Source organism: Odoribacter laneus YIT 12061, from assembly GCF_000243215.1.
Classification (GTDB): domain Bacteria; phylum Bacteroidota; class Bacteroidia; order Bacteroidales; family Marinifilaceae; genus Culturomica; species Culturomica lanea.
The window spans coordinates 2,085,731-2,110,137 of the sequence record NZ_JH594596.1 but is presented as its reverse complement, the minus strand read 5'-3'; the positions used below and the strand labels follow the sequence as shown (position 1 = coordinate 2,110,137).

Sequence of the window (24,407 nt, the reverse complement as noted above, 5' to 3'; positions counted from 1 at the left end):
CCAGATAACGTATGAATGGAGAGCTTTATGGTAAAAGCCTATCTTATTTTTTAGTTATCAGATAGGCTTTCTGTATAAAATCTATTTTTTTATATCACTGCTTTTGATCGTATAATCTCCGATTAAAATTCCTTTTTTAGGCCCCTTACTTCCTTCTATAGGAATGGCATAACAGGAGTGAAGAGTATTGTTTTGTTCAGACAAATAAAAAGCAGAAATACGGATTTGCCATTCTTCTATTGCTTTCGCTTTTTCTTTCCAGTAATTAAAAATCAATTTTCCTGTGAACTCTGCAGGAATCTTACTTTCTACTCCAATTACAAAGTCGGACGAGTCAATTTTCCGTTTAGGGATATTGATGGTAGGCTTGGGTAATGTACTGCCACAAGTCAGTTCTACCGAGGCTCCTCTGGCACAATTCAGACACGTAATGACAAAATACATGGATTCTGTCGTTTTTCCTTGATCGTAATCCAAGGTAATCGAATAGTCCGGTATATCTTTCGATACCACGGAGACATTCCGCCAGGCAAATCCGGGGTTTTCTGAGATAAATTTAGCGAAATCGGGAATCTGTTCCAGCTCAGGAATCGGATTCGGATGAGAAGCCGTTTCTACCCGTCCTACTAAACAATAATGATCGTCTTTTATTATTGCCGGTTTCCAACAAAAACTATCGGAGGCTACAACAATTTCTCCCTGATTAACGCCTTTGGCTTCTGCATAAGCTTGTCCGCTTGAAGTTTTCAATGCATTATCTTTCCATTTTCCCGGATACATCAATAGAGAGGCCGGACTATAGTACAAATGGAACTTTACATCTTCCTCTATTGTATTTAAATTGAAAGCTCTCATGTAGATATAATTGCCCACATTTGCCAGAAGATCTTTGCCACAATCGGCAAACCACTTTTCTTTCAACTCTTTTTCCGGATTATTTATCACTTCTTTCCCATAGGGAATAATATCCGGAGAAGTAGTCAGTGTACCGGCTACCGGTACCTGTCCGAAATCTTTAAAATTGTCCCGCAACAGAATTCCCGGATAAAGGGGATAAAATTCACTGAATGAATCTACCGCCCACATCGAAGCGTCTATACCGCATTCGCCGTATCCGATCAGGAAAAAACCGTCTATTCCCCACGCTTTCCCCCAGCTGTTTTTACAAATCCATGCCTTTTGGTGCTCATCGTAACCTATACAGGATATGCAATGGCCTCCTTCAAGTTTTTGAGACACACGATGGTAAACTCCCTTCTTATAAGAATAAAAATCATCGTAAACATTGAATCTTGTCACTAAAGGGCCTTTTTCCGACAACCATTGTTTCATTGCTGTCGGATCATTGATTTTATGAAAACGGCCTACTTTGGTGATTTTCTGTTCCCAATCGCCCGGTAATATACAAGATTGATCTTTGGGCTGATAAGGAAAACAATTGTCCGGAGCAAGTCCACTTTCCTGACAATATTTCAACGCCGGCTCAGCACTCCAGCCTTTACCGCAGGAAGCTCCTACGGCTCCACCCCCGCAAAAGAACAACTGTGCTTCTGAAAGCAAAGGCAGTATTCCCGAACTCTGTTTTACCGGAGCTTGCATGATAACCCGCATCCTCGCTTCTAAAGTTGCGACAACCCCGAAAGCTACACACGAACCGCAGGAACCCTGGTCTTTCACTGTTGTGACATAATTGTTTCCCTTGTAATTTCTCCAGTCCACACAAACAGGCAAGTCGTCCGTTAATAGATGTTTTTTTAAATTCAATAAAGCCTGTTCTTCTAATTCTTTATCGGTCCATTCTCCCTCTTCCGGTATATATCCTAAATGCAGCCGCCGCTGAAATTCCGGTAATAAGGAAATTGAAGTTTCACCCGCCAACCAGCTTTTTCCGGAGGCTTGGATCCGTTGGTTTAATTCGTTATAATATTTTTTATCCATTCTATCTTTTTTAATTTAAACAACTTTGACATAGACCTGCACTCTTCTTTTCGGGGGAGACTTTTCCCATTCCCGTTTTAATTCGAAATGTAAAATGAAATTCCCGTATACCGGGAACATATACACGAAACGACTTATATTCACCTCACCCGGTCTATGACCGGGATGTACGACCGATGATATCAGATATTTCTGGGATTCGGGGGATCCGGTGGCATACCACCGGAATCCCGTACCTCCGGAAAACTGCATTTGCACTTCCAGGTATCCCCCCACTGTCAATTCTTCCCGAAACACTCCTCCTTCGCTTGCTTTGACAATTTTTCTATGCTTCATTTTAATATAATTCAACCCGAGGCCTACTCATACAAATTCCTTTAAAAAACCTTTTTTATCTCCCTCTTCCGGAACTTTTTATTCTTTTCATAAACTTTCCTCATGACTTCTGGATCTATTTTCCACCAGAATGAGAATTGCCACCAGCGTTATACTAAAATTTGCTTTTAGCCGGATTCCATTCGAAAAATGAGAGTAAGTCAATATGCCTTTCCAATTTGTCGGTATCCTACTTTTTATCCCGAATACCTGTGGTTCCTCCTTTTCAATCTTAAGACGGGAAATATATCGACAGTATAGACCTCTGATCTGGGTAGGCCAGCATTATTTCTGATCCGACCGGAACATGCCTGCATCTTAAAAGAAAGTATAGGTATATTGTTGCAGAGCATTATCTGTATTCCACCTCCTAGCTGAAAGTCGGAATTTCCTGCTCTACTTTACTTATTTTTAGGCTGTATTTTTCATCTTTAATACGCTTTAATTTTATGTCCGCCGAGACGGATTCCGGTTTTCGGACCAATGCCGCGTATTTCTTGCGGAATACCTAATGCTTCTAAAGATTTACCAAATTTATACAAATGGTGCCCGACATCGTTTACCAATACAGGTTCTACCTGAATATCAAAACCTTTAGTAGGTTTTACTCCATTTGCAAAGTAATGATAAGTTAATTTACCTTCCCAATTTCTAGGTACGTGGCATACAATTCCGAATACCTGGGATTCAGGATTGGTTACTTTTTGCCGCTGAATATTGAGTGCCGGGATTGTACCGGGGGTCGAACAAGTCAACATTACTTCTGCCCCTACCGGAACATTTGTACATCTTAACAAAAAATGGATATCTGCCTCTAAATCCCCTTCCTCATAATCTACATCTACACTTTTAGTCGGTACATCTCTTTCAACTACTGTCACATTTCGCCAGGCATAATTGATATTATTGGCAATAAAATGAGCAAAACTCTCCACATTCCCTACTTCCGGAATTGGATTCGGGTGATCATCCGTAACGATACGTCCGATCAGGCAGTAATGATCACAGGTAATCATTTCAGGTTTCCATATAAAGGTACCTTGAATATTATCCCCACTTACTACTTTCCCTTCTTTTGTCACCGAAAATTCATAATAATCTTGTCCATTCTGAGTTTTTATGACTTGATCTTTCCAAAAATTCGGATATAACAAAAGACTCGCTTTTGCCCAATAGAGATAAAATCTACCCTTTTGATCCTTCCCGGCCAGATTAGACGCGCGGAGATAAATATAATTTTCATAACTCGTCAGCAAATCTTTCCCTACATCTTTCTTCCAATTGTCGATTATAAAAAACTGATTAGGGTTTTCAACGGGCATAATTCCGTAAGGAATAATATCCGGTGAATGACTCAGAGCCCCAGAGGTCGGATAATTGCCGGTATCCGATAAATTGTCGCGAAAATACACATCATTCCATTTACTCATAACATTAAATTTAAGATAGATAATTCGGAGAATAAATGATATTGATCGCAGAACAATATCAGATGATTCCATACGATGCACACAATAAACTTATTATAAGTTTTATTTTGTAAATATATGATAATGTTTTTGTAAAACAAAATTAAACATAATATATTTTATATATATTATTAACAAAGGGAGGGTTCTGCCGTAGTCTTTCCCCGACTTTTTTCTGATCTCCATTCCGTCTTATTGGGAGAAAAACTTAGGGAGAGGGAATGGGAAAAGAGGTAGATGTAACAGACGCCTGAAGAAAGGATCGTAAATTGAATTTATCATTTTACCTTTTGTTCCCCTCTTTTATGCTTATATCTTTTTCTTTTGCCAGGGGGCATATCGAATGTACAATAAAGAAACGAGTCCGATGATTGTTCCGTAAGTGATTTCGCTTGTCCATACCCATTCTACCCGGGTTCCGATTTTATATGCAAAAAACCAGACCGAAAAAGTATAGACCAGCAGTACTATAAACTCCAGCCAGAGAGCATGTATAGTGTTGCCGGTACCGGAAACGGCTTCGAAAAAGGTCATACCGAAACTCATGGAAACAGAAGCTACGCAGATGATGTAAAGGGAGGGAACCGAAGCTGTAACTAAAGAAATATCATCCGTATAAATGGACAGTATGCTGTGCGGGAAAAAGATACTACACAACAATACGGGTAAAATACATATAAAACTGAGCTTCCAGGTTTTCAGGATAGTAGACATTACTTCTGACTGTTTTCCTGCGCCGATAAGACGGCTGGTAAGGGTATTGGCCGTTGCTCCGAAGGCGAATACTGGTATCATAATGAGCATATAGGCACTCCGGACGATTCCGGAAATGGCGATCGGTAGTTCTCCCATGTGTTCTACCAATACAAAGAATATGAACCACGTCCCGAAAGAAAGTAATTTTTGTATCATGGTCGGGAATGCCAGCTTTAATATCGATTTCATGAGCCAGCCTTCCAGTTTGTGAAATGCGAATAAAGCGTATGTTTTAAGAGGCAGACGGGCCAGTGTATAGAAAATAAAAAACAGTAAGGCTGAAAGTTCGGCGCATACGGAAGCCAAGGCTGCACCGCCTACTCCCATATGAGGAAACCCCCATTTCCCGAAAACCAATACATAATCGAGAAAAATATTGACTCCCGCCATCAATAGGGTCGAAAAACTGATTACTTTGGTATTCGACAAACCGATATACAAAGCCCGGAAGAGAAAATTGAAGCATACGAAGATGATGCCGTAATGCCGATAGTTCATATACTCCATCGCTGCGGCATAGATATGAGGAGATTGTATTACTTTTTCCAACAAGTAATCCGAGAAGTAATGTTGTATTAGAAAAAGACCTGTGGATAAGAGTAACACGAAAACAATCCCATGTTCGAATATCACTCCGATGCGGTTTAGCTTACCTTCGCCGAGGCGGCGGGCTACAATAATTTGTACACCAATACTGAATCCCCAAGCCAAGGTAGAGAATACGTAATAATAAATGCCGGCCATCATAGAAGCTCCAAGGGCAATGGGACTTACCCGGCCTAGAAATGCCGTATCGGTAAGCGTGATCAGCGTTTGTGCCAGGTTTCCGAATATGATCGGATAGGCAATGGACCAAATGACTTTGTTTTTTATGGAGCTTCTCATCGGAATTTAAAATGCTTCAGTCATATTCATATATATTCCCCATTTTTGACCGGGTTCTTTTCCGATATCCAGCCGGAAGTTTTTGCGGGGTTGTAATTGGATCCGCAGTCCTACTCCATAATTAAATTTCCATTTATCCCAATCGACTGGGGTTTTCCCGATTGCTCCTGTTCCGACCCAGGCTACAGCCCCGAATTTTGACCAGAAAGCTCCCCGTTTATAGGCTTCTTCTGACATGAACATATGGCGATATTCAACGATTCCGTATGCCATTGATTTATCCCGGTATTTTCCCCAGGCATAACCGCGTAGATCGAAAGGATTACCAAAATTAGGTAGTTCCGTATAGGGAACGTTGTCTATTCCGATCTGGCTTTTGGCAGTCCAGGCTAATACGCTTCGGCGTTTAAATACTTGTCTGAATTGGCGGTATTCCAGTTCTATCATTTCATAATTGAAATCTCCTCCCAAATATTTACCATATAACGTTCCCATCGCACTTAAAAATATGCCGGAAAAAGGAGTAGCGACGTCGTCGCGGGTATCGTACTGAAAAAGTCCTCCGATTCCGATATTATGATATTTATTTCCATATTTCCGGACTTGAGGGTTTTGTTCCATCCAGTAGGGCATATCTTTGCCGTAATAATAATTGTAATCCAGTAAAGTGCCCACATAGATGTTGGGACGGATCTCCCAAACGAAACGGGGGAAAAATTGAACACTGGCCTTATGAAAGGTGACAGAGTCTTTGTTAAAAAGGTCTCTCAATTCCTCAGCCCGTTTGATTTCGTCGTAGCCGATGCCGTAAAAATTGGCTGGCTCAGTTCGGTAGCCGTATTTGATATAAATACGGAATTTATTTTCATTGAAAAACAGTGTTCCGGCACCTGCTGCCACAAAAGTTCCGTTAATGGAAATATTAAAGCCTACCGGAATAAAAGAACGTTGGCTAAGGCTGTCGTATTTATTCATCCGGAAGGTCATTAACATGGCTCCTCCAATCCCTAAAGAAGCTTCTGGGTTATAAGAGGGGCCTCCTAAAATGGAGAGCCAGACTTTTTTGTGGGCACGGATGGAATCGCGTCTGTGTTGACGATAAAGTTGCTTGAGCTGCCGGGCCGTTAATTGTTCCGTAACGGTCAGGGTATCTTTCGGGACTGTTAATTTTGCCGTGTCTTGCTGAGTAAAGGCAGGCAATGCCAGAAAAAGAAAGAAAACAAATAATGGTATCTTCATGGTTGTCTTTAAAATGTTCCAAATTTACTCCAAAAATCGTATCCTGAGAGAATCTGAATGTTAATTTATATTATTTGTTAAATTACGGAAGCCTCTTGGATTAGTTTTAAAATTTTAGTGTTAATTTTGAGCGATAAAGCAGGGATAGGAAGGAAAGGAAAAGAGACGTACAGAGTTTATAAAAACGTTTATAGCGCTCGATAGAAAGGTGAAAACAAACTATTTGAAGAATATGTTTGTAAAGCCAGATGCCATATAAGAAACAGATTTTTAAAAACAGAAAAATGATGACTATTGAAGAACAAGTAAACGAAGGCATTAAAAATGCAATGAAAGCCAGGGAAAAAGTCCGGCTGGAAGCATTCAGGAATATTAAAAAAGTCATATTAGAAGCGAAAACCCGTCCGGGTGCCGGCGACCAGATTGACGATGCTGAATGTATCCGTATTATTCAGAAATTGGCTAAACAAAGTACAGATGCAGCTGAAATATACAAACAGCAAGGGCGGATGGATTTGTATGAGGAAGAATGCGGGCAATTGGAAGTTTTGAATTCTTTTTTGCCAAAGCAGATGTCGGATGCGGAATTGACAGAAACCTTAAAAGCTATTATTGCTTCCATAGGAGCCACTTCTCCTAAAGATATGGGAAAAGTCATGGGAGTAGCCACGAAACAGCTGGCCGGAAAAGCAGAAGGGAAAGCTATTTCTGCTAAAGTAAAGGAATTGTTGCAATAAAAACATTTCTGTTTTAAGTCAAAAAGGAGGGCGTAAAGTAAACTGTGTCCTGCGAGGTTTCTCTTTTTAACTCATCGGTCGGGGATCGGCCAGCGCCAAGGGGGTGCGCCAGCACTCCCGACAAGCGTAAAGTTACAACAACTTAAATCTATCTCAATACTTTATTCCTTTTTGACTTATTTTCTTTTTTCCTTTTATATGTTACATTTTTCTTTTATATTAGGGGCGTTATTATGCTGAAGATTCATCGTATATTGCAAAATCGTTCCTATAAGGGGCTTTATGAGTGCTGGATTTGTTAGCACTTACTCTTCTTATGTCCCGGTTGTTCATTCTGTTTAGCCGGATTTGTGTATTATTCTGTTTATCACACTCTTTTATTTAAATATTATGCGCGGTAATATTTTTGATATTAAACGCTATGCCATCCATGATGGTCCGGGTATCCGGACAACTGTCTTTTTGAAAGGATGTAATTTACATTGCCGTTGGTGTCATAATCCGGAGAGTCAATCTTTGGAACCTTCCCGGATGTGGCAGATCCATCGTTTAGGGGAAAAAGAATTCCGGGAGGAAAAAATGGTAGGTTATTGTATTACTGCCGAGGAATTGTGGACAGAATTGCGCAAAGATCAGGTGTTTTTTGAGGAGTCGGCGGGAGGGGTGACATTTTCCGGAGGAGAACCTCTTTTACAACCCGATTTTTTACTGGAGATGCTGAAGCGATGCCGGGCTGCCCATTTCCGCACTTGTGTGGATACAGCCGGAGCTGTAAATATAGGTGGGTTGGAGGAAATTTGTCGTTATACGGATTTGTTTTTATACGATATTAAAACGGCAGAACCGGATACGTTTAGAACGTTTATCGGCGAAGGGTATGAAAACGTTTGGGATAATCTGAAGCGTATCGTTCAGCATGGAGCCCAGGTGTTGATCCGGATTCCTGTCATTCCGGGCGTAAATGACTCCCTTGTCGCTCTTTCGGCTATTGTCGGTCGTTTGAAAACCATCCCCGCTTTACACCGCATAGAACTATTGCCTTATCACCGTACAGGAGCCGATAAATATCGGAGGCTGGGTAGAGAATACGGAATGGGAGAAACGGCCAGTCTGACAGAAACGGGGATTACCGGAATAAAAGAGTATTTCCGGGAAAACGGTTATGAAGTATTATGAGTAGGGAAAGAGTTCAAATCCAATGAAATTCAGAAACTTTAAAGGAATAAGAACGATTTGTCCCTGATTCGCATACGTCTGACCGCTTGTTGATTAACGGACTTTCGATTTAAACTAAAAAAACTTTATGACTGGGATCTTTTCATATCCGATTTTTTTTACACTTAAACTTTTTCACATTCTAACCTTAATATAAGAATCATGAAACTCACAGAACGAATACAAAAACTGAGAGAGCAGAGCTTAAATGCTGAAAACCGAATTTCGGCAGAGAGGGCTTTGTTGATAACCGAATTTTATAAATCCGGAGTAGCGGATGCAGAGCCGGTGCCTGTGCAACGGGCGATGGCGTTTCAGTATATTTTAGAGCACAAAGCGATTTGTATCAATAAAGGGGAACTCATTGTAGGAGAGCGGGGACCTGCACCGAAAGCGACACCTACTTATCCGGAGATATGCGTACATTCTTTGCAGGATCTGGAAATACTGCATAACCGGAAAAAAGTAGCATTTCTGTCGGATGAAGAAACCCGTGCTGCGTATCGCGATATTATTATCCCTTATTGGAAGGGAAAGTCCAACCGGGACCGGATTTTCAAAAATGTTACTTCCGAATGGAAAGATGCCTATGAGGCTGGTATTTTTACGGAATTTCAGGAACAGCGTGCTCCGGGGCATACTGTTTTGGGAATGAAAATGTTCTGGACAGGCCTCAACGATTTAAAATCGGAAATTTATGTGGCTTTGGAAAAGTTGGACCTGCTGGATGACCCGGAAGGCGTAGACAAAAGGGATGAGCTGAGGGGAATGGAGATTGTATGTGACGCAATGGTGGCTTATGCGGAAAGACATGCCCGGGAATTGGAAAAATTGGCTGGTCAGGAATCCGACCCGAAGCGGAGAACCGAATTATTGCAGATGGCTCAGGTTTGCCGGCGGGTGCCTGCCAATGCTCCGCAGACAGTACAGGAGGCTTTGCAACATTATTGGTTTATTCATTTGGGAGTAGTGACAGAACTGAATCCGTGGGATTCTTTTAATCCGGGACGTTTGGACCAAAGTTTATATCCTTTGTATAAAAAACAGATAGAGGAGGGTAGTGTGACGAAAGAAGAGGTATACGAATTGCTCGAATCGTTCTGGGTGAAATTCAATAATCATCCTTCCCCTCCTAAAGTGGGAGTAACGGCAGAGGAGAGTAATACTTATACGGATTTTTCTTTAATTAACCTAGGAGGAGTGAAAGCAGACGGAAGCGACGGGGTAAATGAGGTTTCTTATATGTTACTGGATGTGATTCGGGAAATGCGTATTTTGCAGCCGAGTTCTATGATACAAGTCAGTAAGAAAAATCCGGATCGGTTTATCCGGGAAGCGGTAGAAATTATCAAAACCGGATTTGGCCAGCCTTCTGTTTTCAATACCGATGCATTGGTACAGGAAATGTTGAGGGCGGGAAAAAGCATTACTGATGCCCGGAATGGCGGCTGTTCAGGTTGCGTGGAGACGGGAGCTTTTGGAACGGAAGCTTATATCTTAACCGGTTATTTCAATTTACCCAAAATATTGGAATTGACGTTAAATGACGGATTCGACCGGAGGACGGGAAAACAAATCGGCTTAAAAACCGGTAGGGCTGCCGATTACAAAACTTACGAAGAGTTGTTTGCAGCTTACCGGCTTCAAGTGGCCCATTTTATGCGGATAAAACTAATCGGTAATAATATTATCGAGCGGATATTTATGAAGTATATGCCGGTACCTTTTTTATCGGTACTGATAGAAGATTGTATCTCCAATGGGAAGGACTATATGTGTGGAGGAGCCCGGTATAACTCCAGTTATGTACAGGGAGTAGGTTTGGGAAGTATCACCGATATGCTGACGGCTTTACGTTATCACGTATACGACAGGAAAGATGTCACTATGCCGGAAATGATGGAAGCCTTGGAGGCTGATTTTAAAGGGTATGAAGAATTACAATACCGCCTGGTGTATAAAACGCCTAAATACGGAAATGATGACGATTATGCGGACCGGCAGGAAGTGGAAGTCTTTGATTTGTATTATGACGTCTTAAACGGGCATAAATCCCCTCGGGGAGCTACCTATAGGGTGAATATGTTGCCTACGACTTGTCATGTTTATTTTGGGCGGGTTACCGGAGCGACGCCCGATGGAAGAAATGCCGGAAAACCGCTGTCGGAAGGTATTTCGCCTGTACAAGGAGCCGACATAAACGGTCCGACGGCTGTGATCAAATCAGCTGCCAAGATTGACCACATCAAAACCGGGGGCACCTTATTGAACCAGAAATTTACACCTTCTTTGCTGGCTACAGAAGAAGGAGCTATGAATCTGGTGCATTTAGTCCGCGCTTATTTTCGTATGGACGGGCACCACATCCAGTTTAATGTGGTCAGTGCCGACACTTTACGGGACGCACAGAAACATCCGGAAGAATATAAAGATCTGATTGTCCGGGTTGCCGGCTATAGCGATTATTTCAATGATTTAGGAGAAGATTTGCAAAATGAAATCATCTGCCGTACGGAACAGACTCAACTATAAGGGAATATCTGTTTTTATAAAAAGGGAAAGTTGATTTTATTTCTTTGGAAATACCCGGAAGGAGAGCATTCGACAGGCATTTACGCGGTACCGGAATTTGTAAGCTATAAAGGAAGGAGGCGTAAAGGAGAGAAAGAATCCTTTCGGGTATTTTTATTGTGGAAAAATGAGGGGGAGAAACTTCAGAGATATGTTGATAAATTTTAATTAATTTTTATATCTTTAACACCTCATATATAAAATAGCCCATATGAATTATAAATTGATCTCTTTATTTCTCCTGTCGCTCTGTTTTGCTTGTCAGGAGGATTCGTTGGAAACGGGGAATGCAGAAATTAATCCGGAAGTCATACTTGCAAACGAAGCCAATTATTGTAAAGGGTTTATCCGGGTGAAATTGAAAGAAGAAGTTCAGGGAGAAATACAATTAAATGCCGTTCGGGGGAAGGTGCAGACGGGAATAGCGGAAATAGACAGAATAGCGGAACAATTGGGGGCTTCTAAAATAGAGCGGGTTTTCCCGTATGGGGGAAAATTTGAGCCTCGGATGCAGAAGGCTGGATTACATTTATGGTATGATATTGAATTTGACGAGAATATTCCAGTGAGCCGGGCTGTTTCGGATTTTTCCAATATACCCGGGATTGAGACCGTCGAACCCGTGCTGCAAGCAAGGCGATTGGGAGATGAAGAAGAAGTGATCCCGGTTAAAAATCTGGAGCAAATAAAGGCGTTGGCTACGGAAACTCCTTTTAATGATCCGGGTCTTTCTTTACAATGGCATTATCATAATGAAGGAAATTTGCCTAATTCGGTGGCGGGAGCGGATATTAATTTGTATAGAGCTTGGAAAGTGACGGCAGGGTCACGGGAAGTTATTGTAGCGGTTGTGGATGGAGGAATAGATTATAATCATGAGGATTTGCGGGACAATGTATGGATAAACGAGGACGAGCAAGCAGGGAATGAAGATTTGGATAATAACGGTTATCGGGGAGATGTATACGGTTGGAATTTTGTGTCTGACATTTCTACGATTATTCCTCATTCTCACGGAACGCATGTGGCTGGGACGATTGCAGCTGTCAATAATAATGGGAAGGGGGTATGTGGGATAGCAGGGGGCAGTGGCGTTTTAGATGGAGTGCGGGTGATGAGTTGTCAGATATTTGAACCCAGTGATGATCCGGGGGGAAAGAGTAAAGGAAGTCAGAAAATTCCGCAAGCTATTGTGTATGGGGCTAATAACGGAGCTGTTATCAGTCAGAACAGTTGGTCGTATGTATTTGAACAGGGTAGTACACCTTATTTGAACGCGTCCACAAAAGCAGCTATCGACTATTTTATTGAATATGCGGGATTGGATGAAAACGGGAATCAGGTAGGACCGATGAAAGGGGGGATTGTTATTTTTGCTGCCGGAAATGATGATTCAGATCGGGATGCTTATCCGGCCAAATATGAAAAAGTATTGTCCGTGGCTTCTATGGCCCCTGATTTTGTCAAAGCTTATTATTCAAATTATGCAGATTGGGTGGATATTACGGCTCCGGGAGGGTCCTATCGATACGGGGGCAAATATAACGATGCCTGTCCCGTTTATAGCACTATACCCGGGAATGCTTATGGATACAAACAAGGTACTTCTATGGCCTGTCCTCATGTGTCGGGGGTTGCTGCTTTGGTGGTATCTGCCTTTGGGGTAGGGCATCCCGGTTTTACGCCGGAGGATTTGAAAGCCATACTTTTGGAAAATGTCGGAGATATCGATCAGTATAATCCTGCTTACCGGGGGAAATTAGGGGTGGGGTATTTAGATGCCGGTGCTGCCCTTTCAAAAGATGAAGGAATTGCTCCTGAGCCGGTGACCGATTTGCAGGTAGAATGGAAATACAGTTCAGCTTTTTTAACATGGAGTGTAACCCGGGACGAAGATAATGGAAAAGCGGCTTACTATCATATTTACTGGAGTACTCAATCGCTGGAGGGGATCGATTTTACTCATTTGCCTGCCGGCGTGACGAAAGAAACGGTGAGTGTAAACGGGAAACAACCCGGGGATAAGATGACGGTCGAGATCACTGGTTTGACAGCTGGGAAGGTTTATTATATCGCCCTTATCGGAGAGGATCGGTTCGGGAATAAATCTACTGCAACGATAAGTAAAGGACAAACTTTATTCAATGAAGCTCCGGTAATAAATCGAAGGACAACCGGAGATATTGTGTTAAAGGCTGTGGAGACGGTGGAAATTGTTTTTGACGTTACCGATCCTGAAGGACATGCTTATACTTATGAGATTCAGGATCCTGCCCAGATTGCTACTGTGACGAAAAGGAACGAAACCCTTGTCGTGACTCTTGCGGCAAAGAAAGCAAGGGCGGGCAATTATACGGCAGTGCTGACGGTTACTGATGAAGGGGGAGCTTCTGCAAAGGTGGAGATTCCCTATACGATATTACCCAATCAATTGCCTGTCATTACCGCTAAAGTTTTGGAGAATTTGTACTTCGATAAAATAGGGGATTCAAAAACACTAAATTTATCGGAATATTTTGAGGATCCCGATGGGGAAACTTTGAGATATGCAGTAAAGAATAGTTCTACTTCTCTTATAAGGGCAGTCATTCAAGGCGAACAACTTGTCGTAAATGCGTTAAAATCGGGAAAGGTAACTTTGGAACTTACGGCTTATGATTATTTTGGGGAGAGTGTAAGCCGGAGTTTTTTCGTTATGGCCCGGGACGGTTCTCAGGAAGTGGATTTATACCCTAATCCGGTAGTGAATCAGTTAAATATCCGGATGGGGCAGGAAGTCGATGGGAATGTGGAGGTGAAAGTGTATAATACCTCAGGTGGATTAGTAATAGAGCAATTGGTGGCTGTTCACCCTTTTGAACCCGGTGTTTTAAATATGAGTCAATTAAGCGGAGGTTCTTACCTGATTATTCTGAAATACGAGGGCAGAGAAATCAAGAGAAGTATTGTAAAATTGTAAAGCGGCCCTTTTTTGAAAAATGAAGGGAGAGGGATCTTTTCCCTTGTTAGGGAATTAATATTTCGTTGAGAGGGAGTTTTCGGTTTAATCAAAGGGAGAATGAGGGAGGTGTCTTGCTGTGCGGAAAGGAAGTGTGAAAAACACCCTTTATCCGTCGACGTTAGGCAGGTTTTGCCCGGCTAAAAGGAGGATGTTTTGGTGCTTAAATTTAGATTTTCCGGCTTTCCCCGAAAACAATAAGTATTTCCTTCATTCCCTGATACATCCTGAGCTGATGAGGAAGACGGATTTGTTTCGGGAAGGCTCCTTCGTCGGCAAGTTGCAGGTGAGCAGAAAGCGGGTACGGAGTACTGTTTATTATTTTGTTTTTAGACTTATTTGAGCTCCGGGAGTTCAATTCCTTTTATTTTGCGGTAAAGGTTTAAGGCATAAGAGTCGGTCATGCCGGAAACATAGTCGACGACAGTTTGTATTTTGGTATACATGGAATTTTCTTTACTGACCTGGTATTGTTCAGGCATGACAGATAGTATATTCCGGGCATAATAGGTTTCCGGTTTTAAAACGGCATCGGTATATTCTTTCAGGATGGTGCCGAGGATTTTAAAACCGGCAATTTGAATCTGGGTAACAATATCGGTATGATATATCCGGCTATATGCCAGATCGGTACATTTGTCATAAGCTTCTTTATTCGTACCGGAAAGATTTTTGATGAGGGTGCTTTTAAATGTTCCGTCCATGATCGCTTCATAGTTGTTGCAGAATACATCGGCACAAGCATTGATCAATTTGTTGATGATGCCGGCTCTCAAAAAAGCAATCCGTTCGTTTTTGTCGGTTACAACTTTAAAGGTACGGGCAATGATTTTTAAATCTTCTTTATCTTCGTTTTTATCGTAAAAGTTTTCGAGTATAGCGGTTGTTTCATCATAAGAAAGAATCCGCATTTTGTGGGAATCTTCAATGTCCATAATCTGATAACAGATGTCGTCGGCTGCTTCGACTAAATATACCAGAGGATGACGTACGTATTGCAGAGGATGTTCTTCTACCTGCAACAATCCCAGTTCTTCGGCCACCTGCCGGAATATTTCTTTTTCACTTTGGAAAAAACCGTATTTAAACCCTTTGTGTGTGGCACAAGTAGATTCAAAGGGATATTTTACAATAGAGGCCAGAGTGGTATAAGTCATTGTATAACCTCCAGGCCTTCTGCCATTAAAACTATGGGTCAGCAGACGAAAAGCATTGGCATTTCCTTCAAAATGACTTAAATCTGTCCATTCTTCATCGGAGAGTAGTTTTTTGAAATACCGGCCTTCCCCTTCACTGAAAAAATAGGAAATGGCTTCTTCTCCGGAATGTCCGAAAGGGGGATTTCCCAAGTCATGAGCCAGGCAGGCACTACTGACAATGGTTCCGATTTCTTCCAACAATTCCGGATTTTCCATTTGAATCCGGTTCTGTTTCAGGAATTGGGCGATTTTATTGCCCAGCGACCGACCGACGGATGCAACTTCCAGACTATGCGTCAGGCGATTGTGTACAAAGATATTACCCGGTAAAGGAAAGACCTGGGTTTTGTTTTGAAGCCGTCTGAAAGGGGAAGAAAAAATCAATCTGTCGTAATCCCGCTGAAATTGGGAACGGTCGTGTGAATGAAACAGAGAAGCCGGACTTCCCGGATGATAGCGGTGTGCAGATAAAAGCGTATTCCAATTCATCATAATATGATCCGATATAAATGGAAAGCGAAGGTAAAAAGAAAATGTGGAAAATAGATCGTTTGGAAACAGAAGAAGGACAGAAAATTCGAAAAATATAAAAAAGAGGGAATTTTTATCGCCTAAATAGCTTTAAAAATTCCCTCTATTGCAGGTTTTGTTTTTATTTTGTTACGAAATGGAAATGACTGCCGAAACGTTCGAAAGCAGCTTTATCCAATTCTTCCTGATGATCCGGATGTGCTATGGAAATCAAGGCTTTAGCCCGGTCTTGTAATGTTTTCCCATATAAATCGACAGCACCGAATTCGGTTACCACAATATGGGCATCAAAGCGGGTAGTGACGACTCCGGCACCGTTGATTAAGGTCGGACAAATTTTGCTGACACCTTTGGCTGTGACGGAAGGCATGGCGATGATCGGTTTGCCACCTTCACTGGCTGCTGCTCCACGGATGAAATCCAACTGGCCACCGCAACCGCTATAAAATTTACAACCGATAGAGTCTGCATTTACCTGACCGGTGATGTCGATAGACAGAGCAGAATTGATCGCCGTCATTTTGGGTTGTTGGGCAATGATAAAAGGATCATTGGTATACCCTACGTCCATCATGGCTACGGCAGGATTGTCGTCGATAAAATCGTAAACTTCTTTCGATCCCATCAGGAAGGTAGAAACAATTTTTCCTTTATCGTATTTTTTATTCAGGTTGTTGATCACACCTTTGTAATATAAAGGAAGTACACCATCGGCAAACATTTCGGTATGTATACCCAGGTTTTTGTGGTTGCCTAATTGAGAAAGTACTGCGTTGGGAATAGCACCGATACCCATTTGTAAGGTCGCTCCGTCTTCAATCAAAGCCGCACAATGCTGTCCGATTTTGATATCTTGTTCCGACAATTTTGCCTGATGAGCTTCAATCAGCGGCGTATTGTCTTCACAGAAAATGTCGATATCGGATAATTTAATGATCGCATCTCCCCAGGCACGAGGTACGTTGGGGTTGATGACAGCGATAACTGTCTTGGCCGTTTGTACGGCAGCCAGCGTGGCATCGACGGAAGTACCCATAGATACATAACCGTGTTTGTCCGGCGGACAAACTTGAATCATGGCTACATCTACCGGAGTAATCCCGCTACGGATCAACTTTTGTGTTTCACTTAAGTGTACGGGAATATAATCGGCCCATCCTTCCTGGGTCGGCTTACGTACATTGCCTCCCACAAAAAAGGATTCCAGAGAAAATACACCTTCGAATTCTTGTTCTGCATAAGGTGCGCTTCCTTCTGTGTGGAGATGTTGTAATTTGATATTTTTTAACTCTCCGGCACGTCCGCGGGCACAAAGAGCCTGAATAAGGCCTTGGGGAGCGCAGGCTACGCTATGGATGTGGATCCGGTCACCGGATTTTACCACTTTCACAGCTTCCTCAAACGATACTGTTTTTATTCCTTGATACATGATTCTGTTATTTTTATGATTAAATAGAGACCTTTTCAAACGAGTGCGAAGGTAAACAATAAAAGTAAAAACCCGAAGCCAAATGATAAAAAAATGATTTTGCGCTTGGGGCTGAATAAATAAAGTATGTCTGATTGTATCTTCTCCGAAGATTGGAGGATCAAATAAAAGTTTTTGTCGGGAGAGGAGGGAAAGAAAAAAGAATAGTAGTATAGATTTTACTATTTTATATAACGGTTTGTAAAAACAGACCGAAAAGATAAAGGTAAATTTTTGAGATAAAAATGTCAGTCAAACCAGGCGGATAGAGTCTTAAAAATGAAAAATTACACATTAGGGCACGTCCCTAATGTGTAATTTAGAACTTGCGGACGCGGTCCATATCTCTTTTAGCGTCTTTCAACTTCAGGGTTTCCCGTTTGTCGTATTCTTTTTTTCCTTTTGCGAGGGCGATGCGGAGTTTAGCCCAGCCTTTGTCTGTGATAAACATTTTGACCGGGATGATTGTCAGACCAGTTTCTTTGACGTTGCGTTCGAGTTTGCGTAATTCTTTGCGGGTAAGGAGAAGTTTCCGTTCCCTTTTTTCTTCGTGATTATAATAGGTGCCTAAACGATACTCGGCAATGTGTATCCCCTTTACCCATAATTCCCCTTTGTCGAAATAGCAATAGGAATCAACCAGACTGGCTTTCCCGGCCCGGACAGATTTAATTTCGGTACCGGTGAGGATGATGCCGGCATTGTATTCTTCCAAAAACTCGTAATCGAAAGAAGCTCGTTTATTCCGTATGTTAATATCGTTTGACATGCATTACAAATTAAGAATAGGTATGTGAAATAAAATCATTAGTAATCTCTTGAAAATTACCGGAATACAAATGATCGACAAAGCGGCAATAATCAGAGTATTGGTTTTTTGGTTGACCTCTAAACGTGTAACAGCAGAGATACCTGCGTAAAGAGTACGGATAAAAATCAGACTGATCAAGCTCAATAATTGACTGAAAAATCCGTTGATCAAGGCTACCGACAAACTATGAAAAACAATAAATACAGATGCACTGTATACGGTGAGGTGCAGAGCCGTGTTTTCCGCATCTGGAATTTTATTATTCAGGTATTCCCGAATAATTAAAAAAGCCAGATAAACTCCAGCCGTTGCTGAAATAAAATTGATTAAACTGTAGAGAATACCCTGAAAGATACCAAAACGGTATATTCCTCCGGGAATGACAATCAGAGAAACGATTCCCGTTACCGGAATAAAAAATAGGTTGAAAAGTCTTGAACTACTGTCTTCTTCCTGACGAATAATAGCCCATTCTCTTCCCGGATAGAGCAATAATTGTTTGATCCGATTATAGAAATGTTTTATGTCGTTTCTTGAAACCATGCGACAAAAGTACCAAAATAATGAGTAAAAAGTAAGAACTGAAAAATAAAAAATTGAAAACCTGCAGAGGACGTGGGGTTTGAAAAAATTTGAATATTTTTTATAAAAAGTGGGATAAAGTGGTTTGAAGTGGGGAATTTTTTTTACCTTTACCTTTCGAAAGTACTCTCTGGTTAAGAAAGATGTTTTGGACTTAATTGTTTGATTTTTAATGTTTTATCTGAGTACTGCAAAGAAAAAGAAGGAGATGTTATCGTTTATCGGAGAATATTCATGTAGAGCAGACAACAAATACCGGGTTGTGGTGCCTTCGCCTTTCCGAAAGATTATGGAGGCCGGGCAGCAGGAGGTTTTTGTGTTGCGGAAGAATATTTTTGAGGCTTGTATAGACATGTATCCTTATAAGGAATGGGAAATGCTGGTGGCGGATCTGAGGGGAAAACTGAATTTATTCGATCGTACTCACGCGGCGTTTCTTCGGGAGTTGTACAGAGGAACTCAACAAGTAGAAATGGATGGAAATGGCCGGATATTGTTACCTAGGCGTATGTTGGAAGAGATGGGAGTGGAAAAAGAAATTGTTTTGGCGGGGATGGATACGAAAATTGAATTGTGGGGAGCTAAAGCGTATGCGGGAATAGGAATGAAGGGAGAAGATTTTGCCGGGTTAACACAACAAATCTTTGGGAGCGGAAGATAACCGTTTTTGTAGCTAAAATTTTTTATTGTCGAATTATAATAGAATAGGATATGTCAGAATATCATATACCAGTGCTATTGAAAGAATCTATAGAGGGGCTGAATATTCAGCCGGAGGGGGTATATTTAGATTTGACATACGGAGGAGGTGGGCATTCCCGTGCCATATTGGATCGGTTAGAAGGTGGAGTTTTAATGGGGTTTGATCAGGATGAGGATGCTGTAGCACATATGCCTGAAGACAGGCGGTTTATACCGGTGCATCATAATTTCCGGTATATGCGCAATTTTGTGCGGTATTATGAATTGAAAGGGGTAGATGGTATTTTAGCGGATCTGGGTGTTTCTTCTCATGAATTTGACGAAGCGGAGCGGGGATTTTCTTTTCGGTTTGATGCAGAATTGGATATGCGGATGAACCGGAAAAGCCGTTTAAAAGCTTCGGATGTCTTGAATACTTATAGTGAGGAGGCATTGCTGGCTATTTTCAGGAATTACGGAGAGATCGAAAATGCGGGCAGATTGGTGGGAGCAATTGCGAAGAGGAGACAGGAGCAGTCGCTGCTCACTTCGGGCGATTTGTATCAGGGAATTCAGGCTTGTATTCCGAAGATGAAGGAAAAAAAGTATTTGGCTAAGGTTTATCAGGCTTTACGGATTGAAGTGAATGGCGAGTTGGAGGCTTTGAAAGAAATGCTGGAGCAGACCAAGGAAGTATTGCGGCCGGGGGGACGTCTGGTCGTTATTACGTATCATTCTTTAGAGGACCGAATTGTCAAAAACTTTTTAAAGACGGGGAATGTAGAGGGAAAGGTAGAGAAAGATCCGATTTACGGGCATGAAACGAAAGGTTTTGATTTGATCAACCGGAAAGTGATTTTGCCTTCGGCGGAAGAAATACAGCGGAATCCGCGGGCCAGAAGTGCGAAGTTGAGAATAGCCGCTAAGCCAGTAGAGACAAACGAGTAGGAAATTTTTAACGCATACAGATGAAACTATTCAGTAAAGCAAAGGATTTTATTTCTCCGAATGAAGAACTGAAGGAAACTTTGGAGAGTTCGGTGAAAGAATTATTGGATGGTCGTATATTGGCAGATAAAGTCATTCGTCGGAATATTGCTTTTATTCTTTTCCTGACTTTTTTGGGGATATTTTATATTGCCAATGGCTATAGTACGGAAAAGCTCTATAAGAAAAAAGTAAAAATGGAGAGGGAAGTGAGAGAGTTGCGTTTTGAATCGATTACAACGGCAGCTCGTTTGATGTTTATCAGTAAGCAATCGGAAGTGAAGAAAAGAGTAAATGAAGCGGGTTTGAATTTACAGGAAAGTAAAGAACCTCCTTTAAAACTTTATAAAAAGTAGTAGCTATGTCGATGAAGGGTGAAATTATATGGCGCATAGGACTGATTTATGTCCTGATGACTTTAATTGCGGGAGCTATTATTTTCAAGACCCTTCATGTGCAGATGTGGGAGGGGGAAAAGTGGCGGAAGAAATCGGTTGCTGTACGGATAAAAGATTTTGAAGTCGCTCCTAACCGGGGAGATATTTGTGCTTGTGATGGGAGAAAATTGGCGAGTTCTGTACCTTATTATGAGTTGCGTTGGGATGCTTCGGTCGTGGATAGCGATCTTTTCGGGGAAAAGGTCGATAGTCTGGCTTTGTGTTTATCCCGATTTTTTGGGGATGAAAGCAAAGCTGCTTACAAAAAACGTTTGGAAATGGCCCGGGCCCGGAAGAAAACATATTATTTGTTAAACCGGCGGAAAGTATCTTTTAACGAATTGAAAAAAATCAGGACTTTCCCGATATTCCGAAAAGGCCGGAATAGAGGGGGATTGATTGAAGAAATGAATAGCGTTCGTTTACAGCCTCATGTAAATCTGGCTACTCGTACGATAGGTTATCTGAATGAGGCGGAGGACAGGAGTTTTGAAGGAAGGGTAGGACTGGAAGGCGCTTTTGAAAATGAATTGAAAGGAATTCCGGGACGGAGTATAAAACAGATGATGTCCGGTACGTGGGTGCCGGTAACTGTAGAGGAGCCCATAGATGGAAACGATATTATCACGACCATCGATATCGATTATCAGGATATTGTGCAGCATGCTTTAATGCGGCAATTGGAAAAGTTTGACGCAGACCGGGGAACGGCTATATTGATGGAAGTGGAAACGGGGGATGTCAAAGCAATTGCTAATTTGAAACGTCAGTCTTCGGGAGGTTATGAGGAAGAATTTAACTATGCCATAGGAGATGCCGGCGAGCCGGGATCTGTCATGAAGGCTGCCACGATGATTGCGATGCTGGAAGATGGGTATGTAGAACCGGAAGATACGGTAGATTTAGGGGGGAAAGGTGTGTATGCATTTTTTGATAAGACCTTAACCGATTCAGACGGTAAAAAACCCGGGAAAATTACGGTTCAGCATGTCTTTGAAATTTCTTCCAACGGTATTGCCAAGCTGGTGAATGATTTTTATAAGGATAAACCTGAACGTTTTGTAAACCGCTTATGTGGTTTGGATCTGGATAAAAAATTGGGAATACCCTTGAAGGGAGAAGGGGATCCTTATATTAAGCATCCGGGCGACTCTACTTGGAGTGGGATATCTTTGCCCTGGATGAGTATCGGATATGAAGTGAAGCTCACTCCCTTGCAAGTTCTTGCGTTTTATAATGCAATTGCGAATAATGGACAGCGGATGCGTCCCCGTTTTGTAAAGGAAATCCGGCATAGGGGACAGTTGGTGGAGCAGTTTGAGCCGGAAGAGGTGGGAGGAAGAATTTGTAGCCGGAGTACGTTGAAGAAATTGCAACGGATATTGGAGGGAGTGGTGGAGAATGGAACGGCCCGGAATATCTACACCGACAAATACCGGATTGCGGGTAAAACGGGTACCGCCCGTATCGCCACCGGGAAGAAAGGGTATCAGATCCGGAAATATAGAGCTAGTTTTGTGGGATATTTCCCCGCAGATCATCCTTTATATTCCTGTATTGTGGTTATCGACGAACCTTCCCTCTCCAAAGGGTATTATGCCAGTTCTGTCTCCAGTCCGGTTTTTCGGGAAATAGCTGATAAGGTATATTCCGCGGCTTATTTACAATATGGAGAAGTAAAAGGGGAAGCCGACAAATCCTTGCCGGTTTGTAAGAATGGGTTGAAAGAAGATTTCTTGGCTGTGTTTGACGATTTGGATATAGAGGTGGAGGGAAAAGCGGATGTCAAACAGAACGATTGGGTTTTAACTGCTAGTAATGAAGGTGAAAATGTAGTGCTGAAACCCCGGCGAATTACGAATTCCCAAGTACCGAACGTAAAGGGAATGGGCTTGAAAGATGCTTTATATCTGTTGGAGAATGCCGGTTTATCCGTAGGAGTAAGTGGGGCTGGCATGGTAATGTCCCAGTCTCTTCAACCGGGAACAGAGGTTCGGCAGGGTAGTTATATTCATATAGAATTGAGGTAAAAGAAAAAGGGCGTGGTGTTAGTAATTTAATCAAATCATGAAACTGGAAGAATTATTAAAAGAGATCGGTGCTAAACAGGTTTGCGGGCCAACAGATCTTGACATAAGGGAAGTGCATTTCGATTCGAGAAAAATCGGACAAGGGGATTTATTTGTGGCCCTGAGGGGAGTCAATGTAGACGGGCATTTGTATATAGAGAAAGCGATGGAAGCGGGGGCTGTAGCGGTAGTATGTGAACAATTACCGGAACAGCTTCATGCCGGTTTGTGTTATGTATCGGTTGCCGACTCTGCTTTTGCTTTGGGAAATATCTTATCGGCTTTTTTCGGCTATCCTTCGCGGAAATTGAAATTGGTGGGAGTAACAGGTACGAACGGGAAGACGACGACTGCGACTTTATTATATGAGTTGGTTCGCTTTATGGGAAAGAAGGCCGGATTGTTGTCGACGGTATGTAATTATGTCGACGGGAAACAGTATCCTTCCACTCATACCACCCCCGACCCTTTGGAATTAAATCAGTATCTGCGTTTAATGGTCGAGGCTGGATGTGAATACTGCTTTATGGAAGTCAGTTCACATGCCATTCATCAAAAACGGATTGCCGGTTTGGATTTTGACGGAGCGATTTTTTCCAATATTACGCACGATCATCTGGATTACCATAAAACATTCAAGGCGTATATTGAAGCGAAAAAAGCTTTTTTCGACAACCTCAAAAAAGATGCCTTTGCTTTGACAAATGCCGATGATAAAAATGGGAGGATGATGTTACAGAATACGGCGGCCTGTAAATATACTTATTCCTGCCGGACGTTGGCGGATTTTAATGCCCGGGCGATCGAAAAACAGTTGGACGGTACTTTGTTGCAATTGGATGGGCAGGAAGTATGGACGAAATTTACGGGCGATTTTAATGCTTATAATTTGTTAGCCGTTTATGCTACGGCCTGTTTGCTGGGGTTGGAAAAAGAAGAAATATTGCGTTGCATGAGTATGCTGGTGCCGGTATCCGGTCGGTTTGAAACCCTCCTTTCTCCGGAAGGGGTGGTGGCTATTGTGGACTACGCTCATACGCCGGATGCTATTGAAAATGTGTTGTCCACCATCAAGGGATTGAAGGGAAAGAATAATAAAGTCATTACTGTGGTAGGGGCCGGAGGCGACCGGGACAAAACCAAGCGACCGGAAATGGCGGAGGCTGCCTGTCGGTGGAGCGACCGGATTATTCTCACCTCCGATAATCCTCGCAGTGAAGAACCGACGGCGATCATTGCCGATATGCAGGCAGGGGTCAGAGAAGAATACCGGAGGAATGTACTTGCTATTCCCGACCGCAGGGAAGCTATCCGCACAGCTCTTCTGCTGGCTTCGAAAGGAGATATCGTGTTGGTAGCCGGAAAAGGACATGAAAATTACCAGGAAATCAAAGGTGTAAAACATCATTTTGACGACAAGGAAGTGGTACGGGAGATTTTTGGTTTGTAAGCCGGAAAT

Annotated in this window: 18 protein-coding genes; 9 read left to right on the top strand and 9 right to left on the bottom strand. The window is 42.1% G+C overall.

What is annotated here, in order from left to right; translation table 11 throughout:
• Window positions 1-81 precede the first annotated feature (81 nt).
• The 5 genes from HMPREF9449_RS15885 to HMPREF9449_RS08775 form a co-directional block, all read right to left on the bottom strand.
• Entirely contained in the window at window positions 82-1,938 is a 1,857-nt protein-coding gene (locus tag HMPREF9449_RS15885; RefSeq protein WP_009136904.1) for a C1 family peptidase, read from the bottom strand.
• A gap of 15 nt (window positions 1,939-1,953) precedes the next feature.
• A complete protein-coding gene (locus HMPREF9449_RS08790; RefSeq protein ID WP_009136903.1) occupies window positions 1,954-2,274 on the bottom strand; it encodes a protease inhibitor I42 family protein in 321 nt (106 codons plus the stop codon).
• A 470-nt stretch (window positions 2,275-2,744) separates the two neighbouring features.
• Window positions 2,745-3,743: a hypothetical protein gene (locus HMPREF9449_RS08785; RefSeq protein ID WP_009136902.1), complete on the bottom strand. Its 999-nt coding sequence runs from the start codon at window positions 3,741-3,743 to the stop codon at window positions 2,745-2,747.
• 348 nt (window positions 3,744-4,091) lie between these two features.
• The gene (locus tag HMPREF9449_RS08780; RefSeq protein ID WP_009136901.1) at window positions 4,092-5,423 is read right to left on the bottom strand and encodes an MATE family efflux transporter; all 1,332 of its coding nucleotides are present in this window, start codon (window positions 5,421-5,423) and stop codon (window positions 4,092-4,094) included.
• 6 nt (window positions 5,424-5,429) lie between these two features.
• Window positions 5,430-6,662 (bottom strand): BamA/TamA family outer membrane protein, encoded by a 1,233-nt coding sequence (locus HMPREF9449_RS08775; RefSeq protein ID WP_009136900.1) that lies wholly within the window; start codon window positions 6,660-6,662, stop codon window positions 5,430-5,432.
• 287 nt (window positions 6,663-6,949) lie between these two features.
• Here HMPREF9449_RS08775 and HMPREF9449_RS08770 point away from each other — a divergent pair, with 287 nt between their 5' ends.
• From HMPREF9449_RS08770 to HMPREF9449_RS08755, 4 genes are all read left to right on the top strand, one after another.
• On the top strand, window positions 6,950-7,399 hold the full coding sequence (locus tag HMPREF9449_RS08770) for a GatB/YqeY domain-containing protein (RefSeq protein WP_040611744.1): 450 nt from the start codon (window positions 6,950-6,952) through the stop codon (window positions 7,397-7,399).
• 390 nt (window positions 7,400-7,789) lie between these two features.
• Window positions 7,790-8,575, top strand: a complete 786-nt coding sequence (locus tag HMPREF9449_RS08765) for a glycyl-radical enzyme activating protein (RefSeq protein ID WP_009136898.1) — start codon at window positions 7,790-7,792, stop codon at window positions 8,573-8,575.
• 201 nt (window positions 8,576-8,776) lie between these two features.
• Window positions 8,777-11,146: a trans-4-hydroxy-L-proline dehydratase gene (gene hypD, locus HMPREF9449_RS08760; RefSeq protein WP_009136897.1), complete on the top strand. Its 2,370-nt coding sequence runs from the start codon at window positions 8,777-8,779 to the stop codon at window positions 11,144-11,146.
• 250 nt (window positions 11,147-11,396) lie between these two features.
• Window positions 11,397-14,144, top strand: coding sequence for a subtilase family N-terminal domain-containing protein (locus tag HMPREF9449_RS08755; RefSeq protein WP_009136896.1), 2,748 nt, complete (start codon window positions 11,397-11,399; stop codon window positions 14,142-14,144).
• A 374-nt stretch (window positions 14,145-14,518) separates the two neighbouring features.
• Here HMPREF9449_RS08755 and HMPREF9449_RS08745 read toward each other — a convergent pair whose 3' ends face one another.
• The 4 genes from HMPREF9449_RS08745 to HMPREF9449_RS08730 form a co-directional block, all read right to left on the bottom strand.
• On the bottom strand, window positions 14,519-15,874 hold the full coding sequence (locus HMPREF9449_RS08745) for a deoxyguanosinetriphosphate triphosphohydrolase (protein WP_009136895.1): 1,356 nt from the start codon (window positions 15,872-15,874) through the stop codon (window positions 14,519-14,521).
• A 160-nt stretch (window positions 15,875-16,034) separates the two neighbouring features.
• Window positions 16,035-17,342 (bottom strand): acetyl-CoA hydrolase/transferase family protein, encoded by a 1,308-nt coding sequence (locus HMPREF9449_RS08740; RefSeq protein WP_009136894.1) that lies wholly within the window; start codon window positions 17,340-17,342, stop codon window positions 16,035-16,037.
• A gap of 358 nt (window positions 17,343-17,700) precedes the next feature.
• Window positions 17,701-18,150 carry an SsrA-binding protein SmpB gene (gene smpB, locus HMPREF9449_RS08735; protein ID WP_009136893.1) on the bottom strand — a complete coding sequence of 150 codons (450 nt, stop codon included), beginning with the start codon at window positions 18,148-18,150 and terminating at the stop codon, window positions 17,701-17,703.
• A gap of 3 nt (window positions 18,151-18,153) precedes the next feature.
• Complete coding sequence (locus HMPREF9449_RS08730; RefSeq protein WP_009136892.1) at window positions 18,154-18,735, bottom strand: hypothetical protein; 582 nt, start codon at window positions 18,733-18,735, stop codon at window positions 18,154-18,156.
• Window positions 18,736-18,982: 247 nt separating this feature from the next.
• Between HMPREF9449_RS08730 and HMPREF9449_RS08725 the strand changes: the two genes are divergently transcribed.
• Genes HMPREF9449_RS08725 through HMPREF9449_RS08705 form a run of 5 tightly spaced genes read left to right on the top strand, consistent with a single transcriptional unit; the run spans window position 18,983 to window position 24,398 of the window.
• Window positions 18,983-19,435, top strand: coding sequence for a division/cell wall cluster transcriptional repressor MraZ (locus HMPREF9449_RS08725; RefSeq protein ID WP_040611742.1), 453 nt, complete (start codon window positions 18,983-18,985; stop codon window positions 19,433-19,435).
• A gap of 50 nt (window positions 19,436-19,485) precedes the next feature.
• Entirely contained in the window at window positions 19,486-20,403 is a 918-nt protein-coding gene (rsmH, locus tag HMPREF9449_RS08720; RefSeq protein ID WP_009136890.1) for a 16S rRNA (cytosine(1402)-N(4))-methyltransferase RsmH, read from the top strand.
• A gap of 20 nt (window positions 20,404-20,423) precedes the next feature.
• The gene (locus tag HMPREF9449_RS08715) at window positions 20,424-20,798 is read left to right on the top strand and encodes an FtsL-like putative cell division protein (RefSeq protein ID WP_009136889.1); all 375 of its coding nucleotides are present in this window, start codon (window positions 20,424-20,426) and stop codon (window positions 20,796-20,798) included.
• A 5-nt stretch (window positions 20,799-20,803) separates the two neighbouring features.
• Window positions 20,804-22,909, top strand: coding sequence for a penicillin-binding protein (locus HMPREF9449_RS08710; protein WP_009136888.1), 2,106 nt, complete (start codon window positions 20,804-20,806; stop codon window positions 22,907-22,909).
• 37 nt (window positions 22,910-22,946) lie between these two features.
• A complete protein-coding gene (locus tag HMPREF9449_RS08705; RefSeq protein WP_009136887.1) occupies window positions 22,947-24,398 on the top strand; it encodes a UDP-N-acetylmuramoyl-L-alanyl-D-glutamate--2,6-diaminopimelate ligase in 1,452 nt (483 codons plus the stop codon).
• Window positions 24,399-24,407: the final 9 nt, after the last annotated feature.

Bases quoted from the DNA above. Each gene is read 5' to 3' on its own strand.
- HMPREF9449_RS15885 (WP_009136904.1), bottom strand. From the start codon at position 1,938: ATGGATAAAAAATATTATAACGAATTAAACCAACGGATCCAAGCCTCC.
- HMPREF9449_RS08790 (WP_009136903.1), bottom strand. From the start codon at position 2,274: ATGAAGCATAGAAAAATTGTCAAAGCAAGCGAAGGAGGAGTGTTTCGG.
- HMPREF9449_RS08785 (WP_009136902.1), bottom strand. From the start codon at position 3,743: ATGAGTAAATGGAATGATGTGTATTTTCGCGACAATTTATCGGATACC.
- HMPREF9449_RS08780 (WP_009136901.1), bottom strand. From the start codon at position 5,423: ATGAGAAGCTCCATAAAAAACAAAGTCATTTGGTCCATTGCCTATCCG.
- HMPREF9449_RS08775 (WP_009136900.1), bottom strand. From the start codon at position 6,662: ATGAAGATACCATTATTTGTTTTCTTTCTTTTTCTGGCATTGCCTGCC.
- HMPREF9449_RS08770 (WP_040611744.1), top strand. From the start codon at position 6,950: ATGACTATTGAAGAACAAGTAAACGAAGGCATTAAAAATGCAATGAAA.
- HMPREF9449_RS08765 (WP_009136898.1), top strand. From the start codon at position 7,790: ATGCGCGGTAATATTTTTGATATTAAACGCTATGCCATCCATGATGGT.
- hypD (WP_009136897.1), top strand. From the start codon at position 8,777: ATGAAACTCACAGAACGAATACAAAAACTGAGAGAGCAGAGCTTAAAT.
- HMPREF9449_RS08755 (WP_009136896.1), top strand. From the start codon at position 11,397: ATGAATTATAAATTGATCTCTTTATTTCTCCTGTCGCTCTGTTTTGCT.
- HMPREF9449_RS08745 (WP_009136895.1), bottom strand. From the start codon at position 15,874: ATGATGAATTGGAATACGCTTTTATCTGCACACCGCTATCATCCGGGA.
- HMPREF9449_RS08740 (WP_009136894.1), bottom strand. From the start codon at position 17,342: ATGTATCAAGGAATAAAAACAGTATCGTTTGAGGAAGCTGTGAAAGTG.
- smpB (WP_009136893.1), bottom strand. From the start codon at position 18,150: ATGTCAAACGATATTAACATACGGAATAAACGAGCTTCTTTCGATTAC.
- HMPREF9449_RS08730 (WP_009136892.1), bottom strand. From the start codon at position 18,735: ATGGTTTCAAGAAACGACATAAAACATTTCTATAATCGGATCAAACAA.
- HMPREF9449_RS08725 (WP_040611742.1), top strand. From the start codon at position 18,983: ATGTTATCGTTTATCGGAGAATATTCATGTAGAGCAGACAACAAATAC.
- rsmH (WP_009136890.1), top strand. From the start codon at position 19,486: ATGTCAGAATATCATATACCAGTGCTATTGAAAGAATCTATAGAGGGG.
- HMPREF9449_RS08715 (WP_009136889.1), top strand. From the start codon at position 20,424: ATGAAACTATTCAGTAAAGCAAAGGATTTTATTTCTCCGAATGAAGAA.
- HMPREF9449_RS08710 (WP_009136888.1), top strand. From the start codon at position 20,804: ATGTCGATGAAGGGTGAAATTATATGGCGCATAGGACTGATTTATGTC.
- HMPREF9449_RS08705 (WP_009136887.1), top strand. From the start codon at position 22,947: ATGAAACTGGAAGAATTATTAAAAGAGATCGGTGCTAAACAGGTTTGC.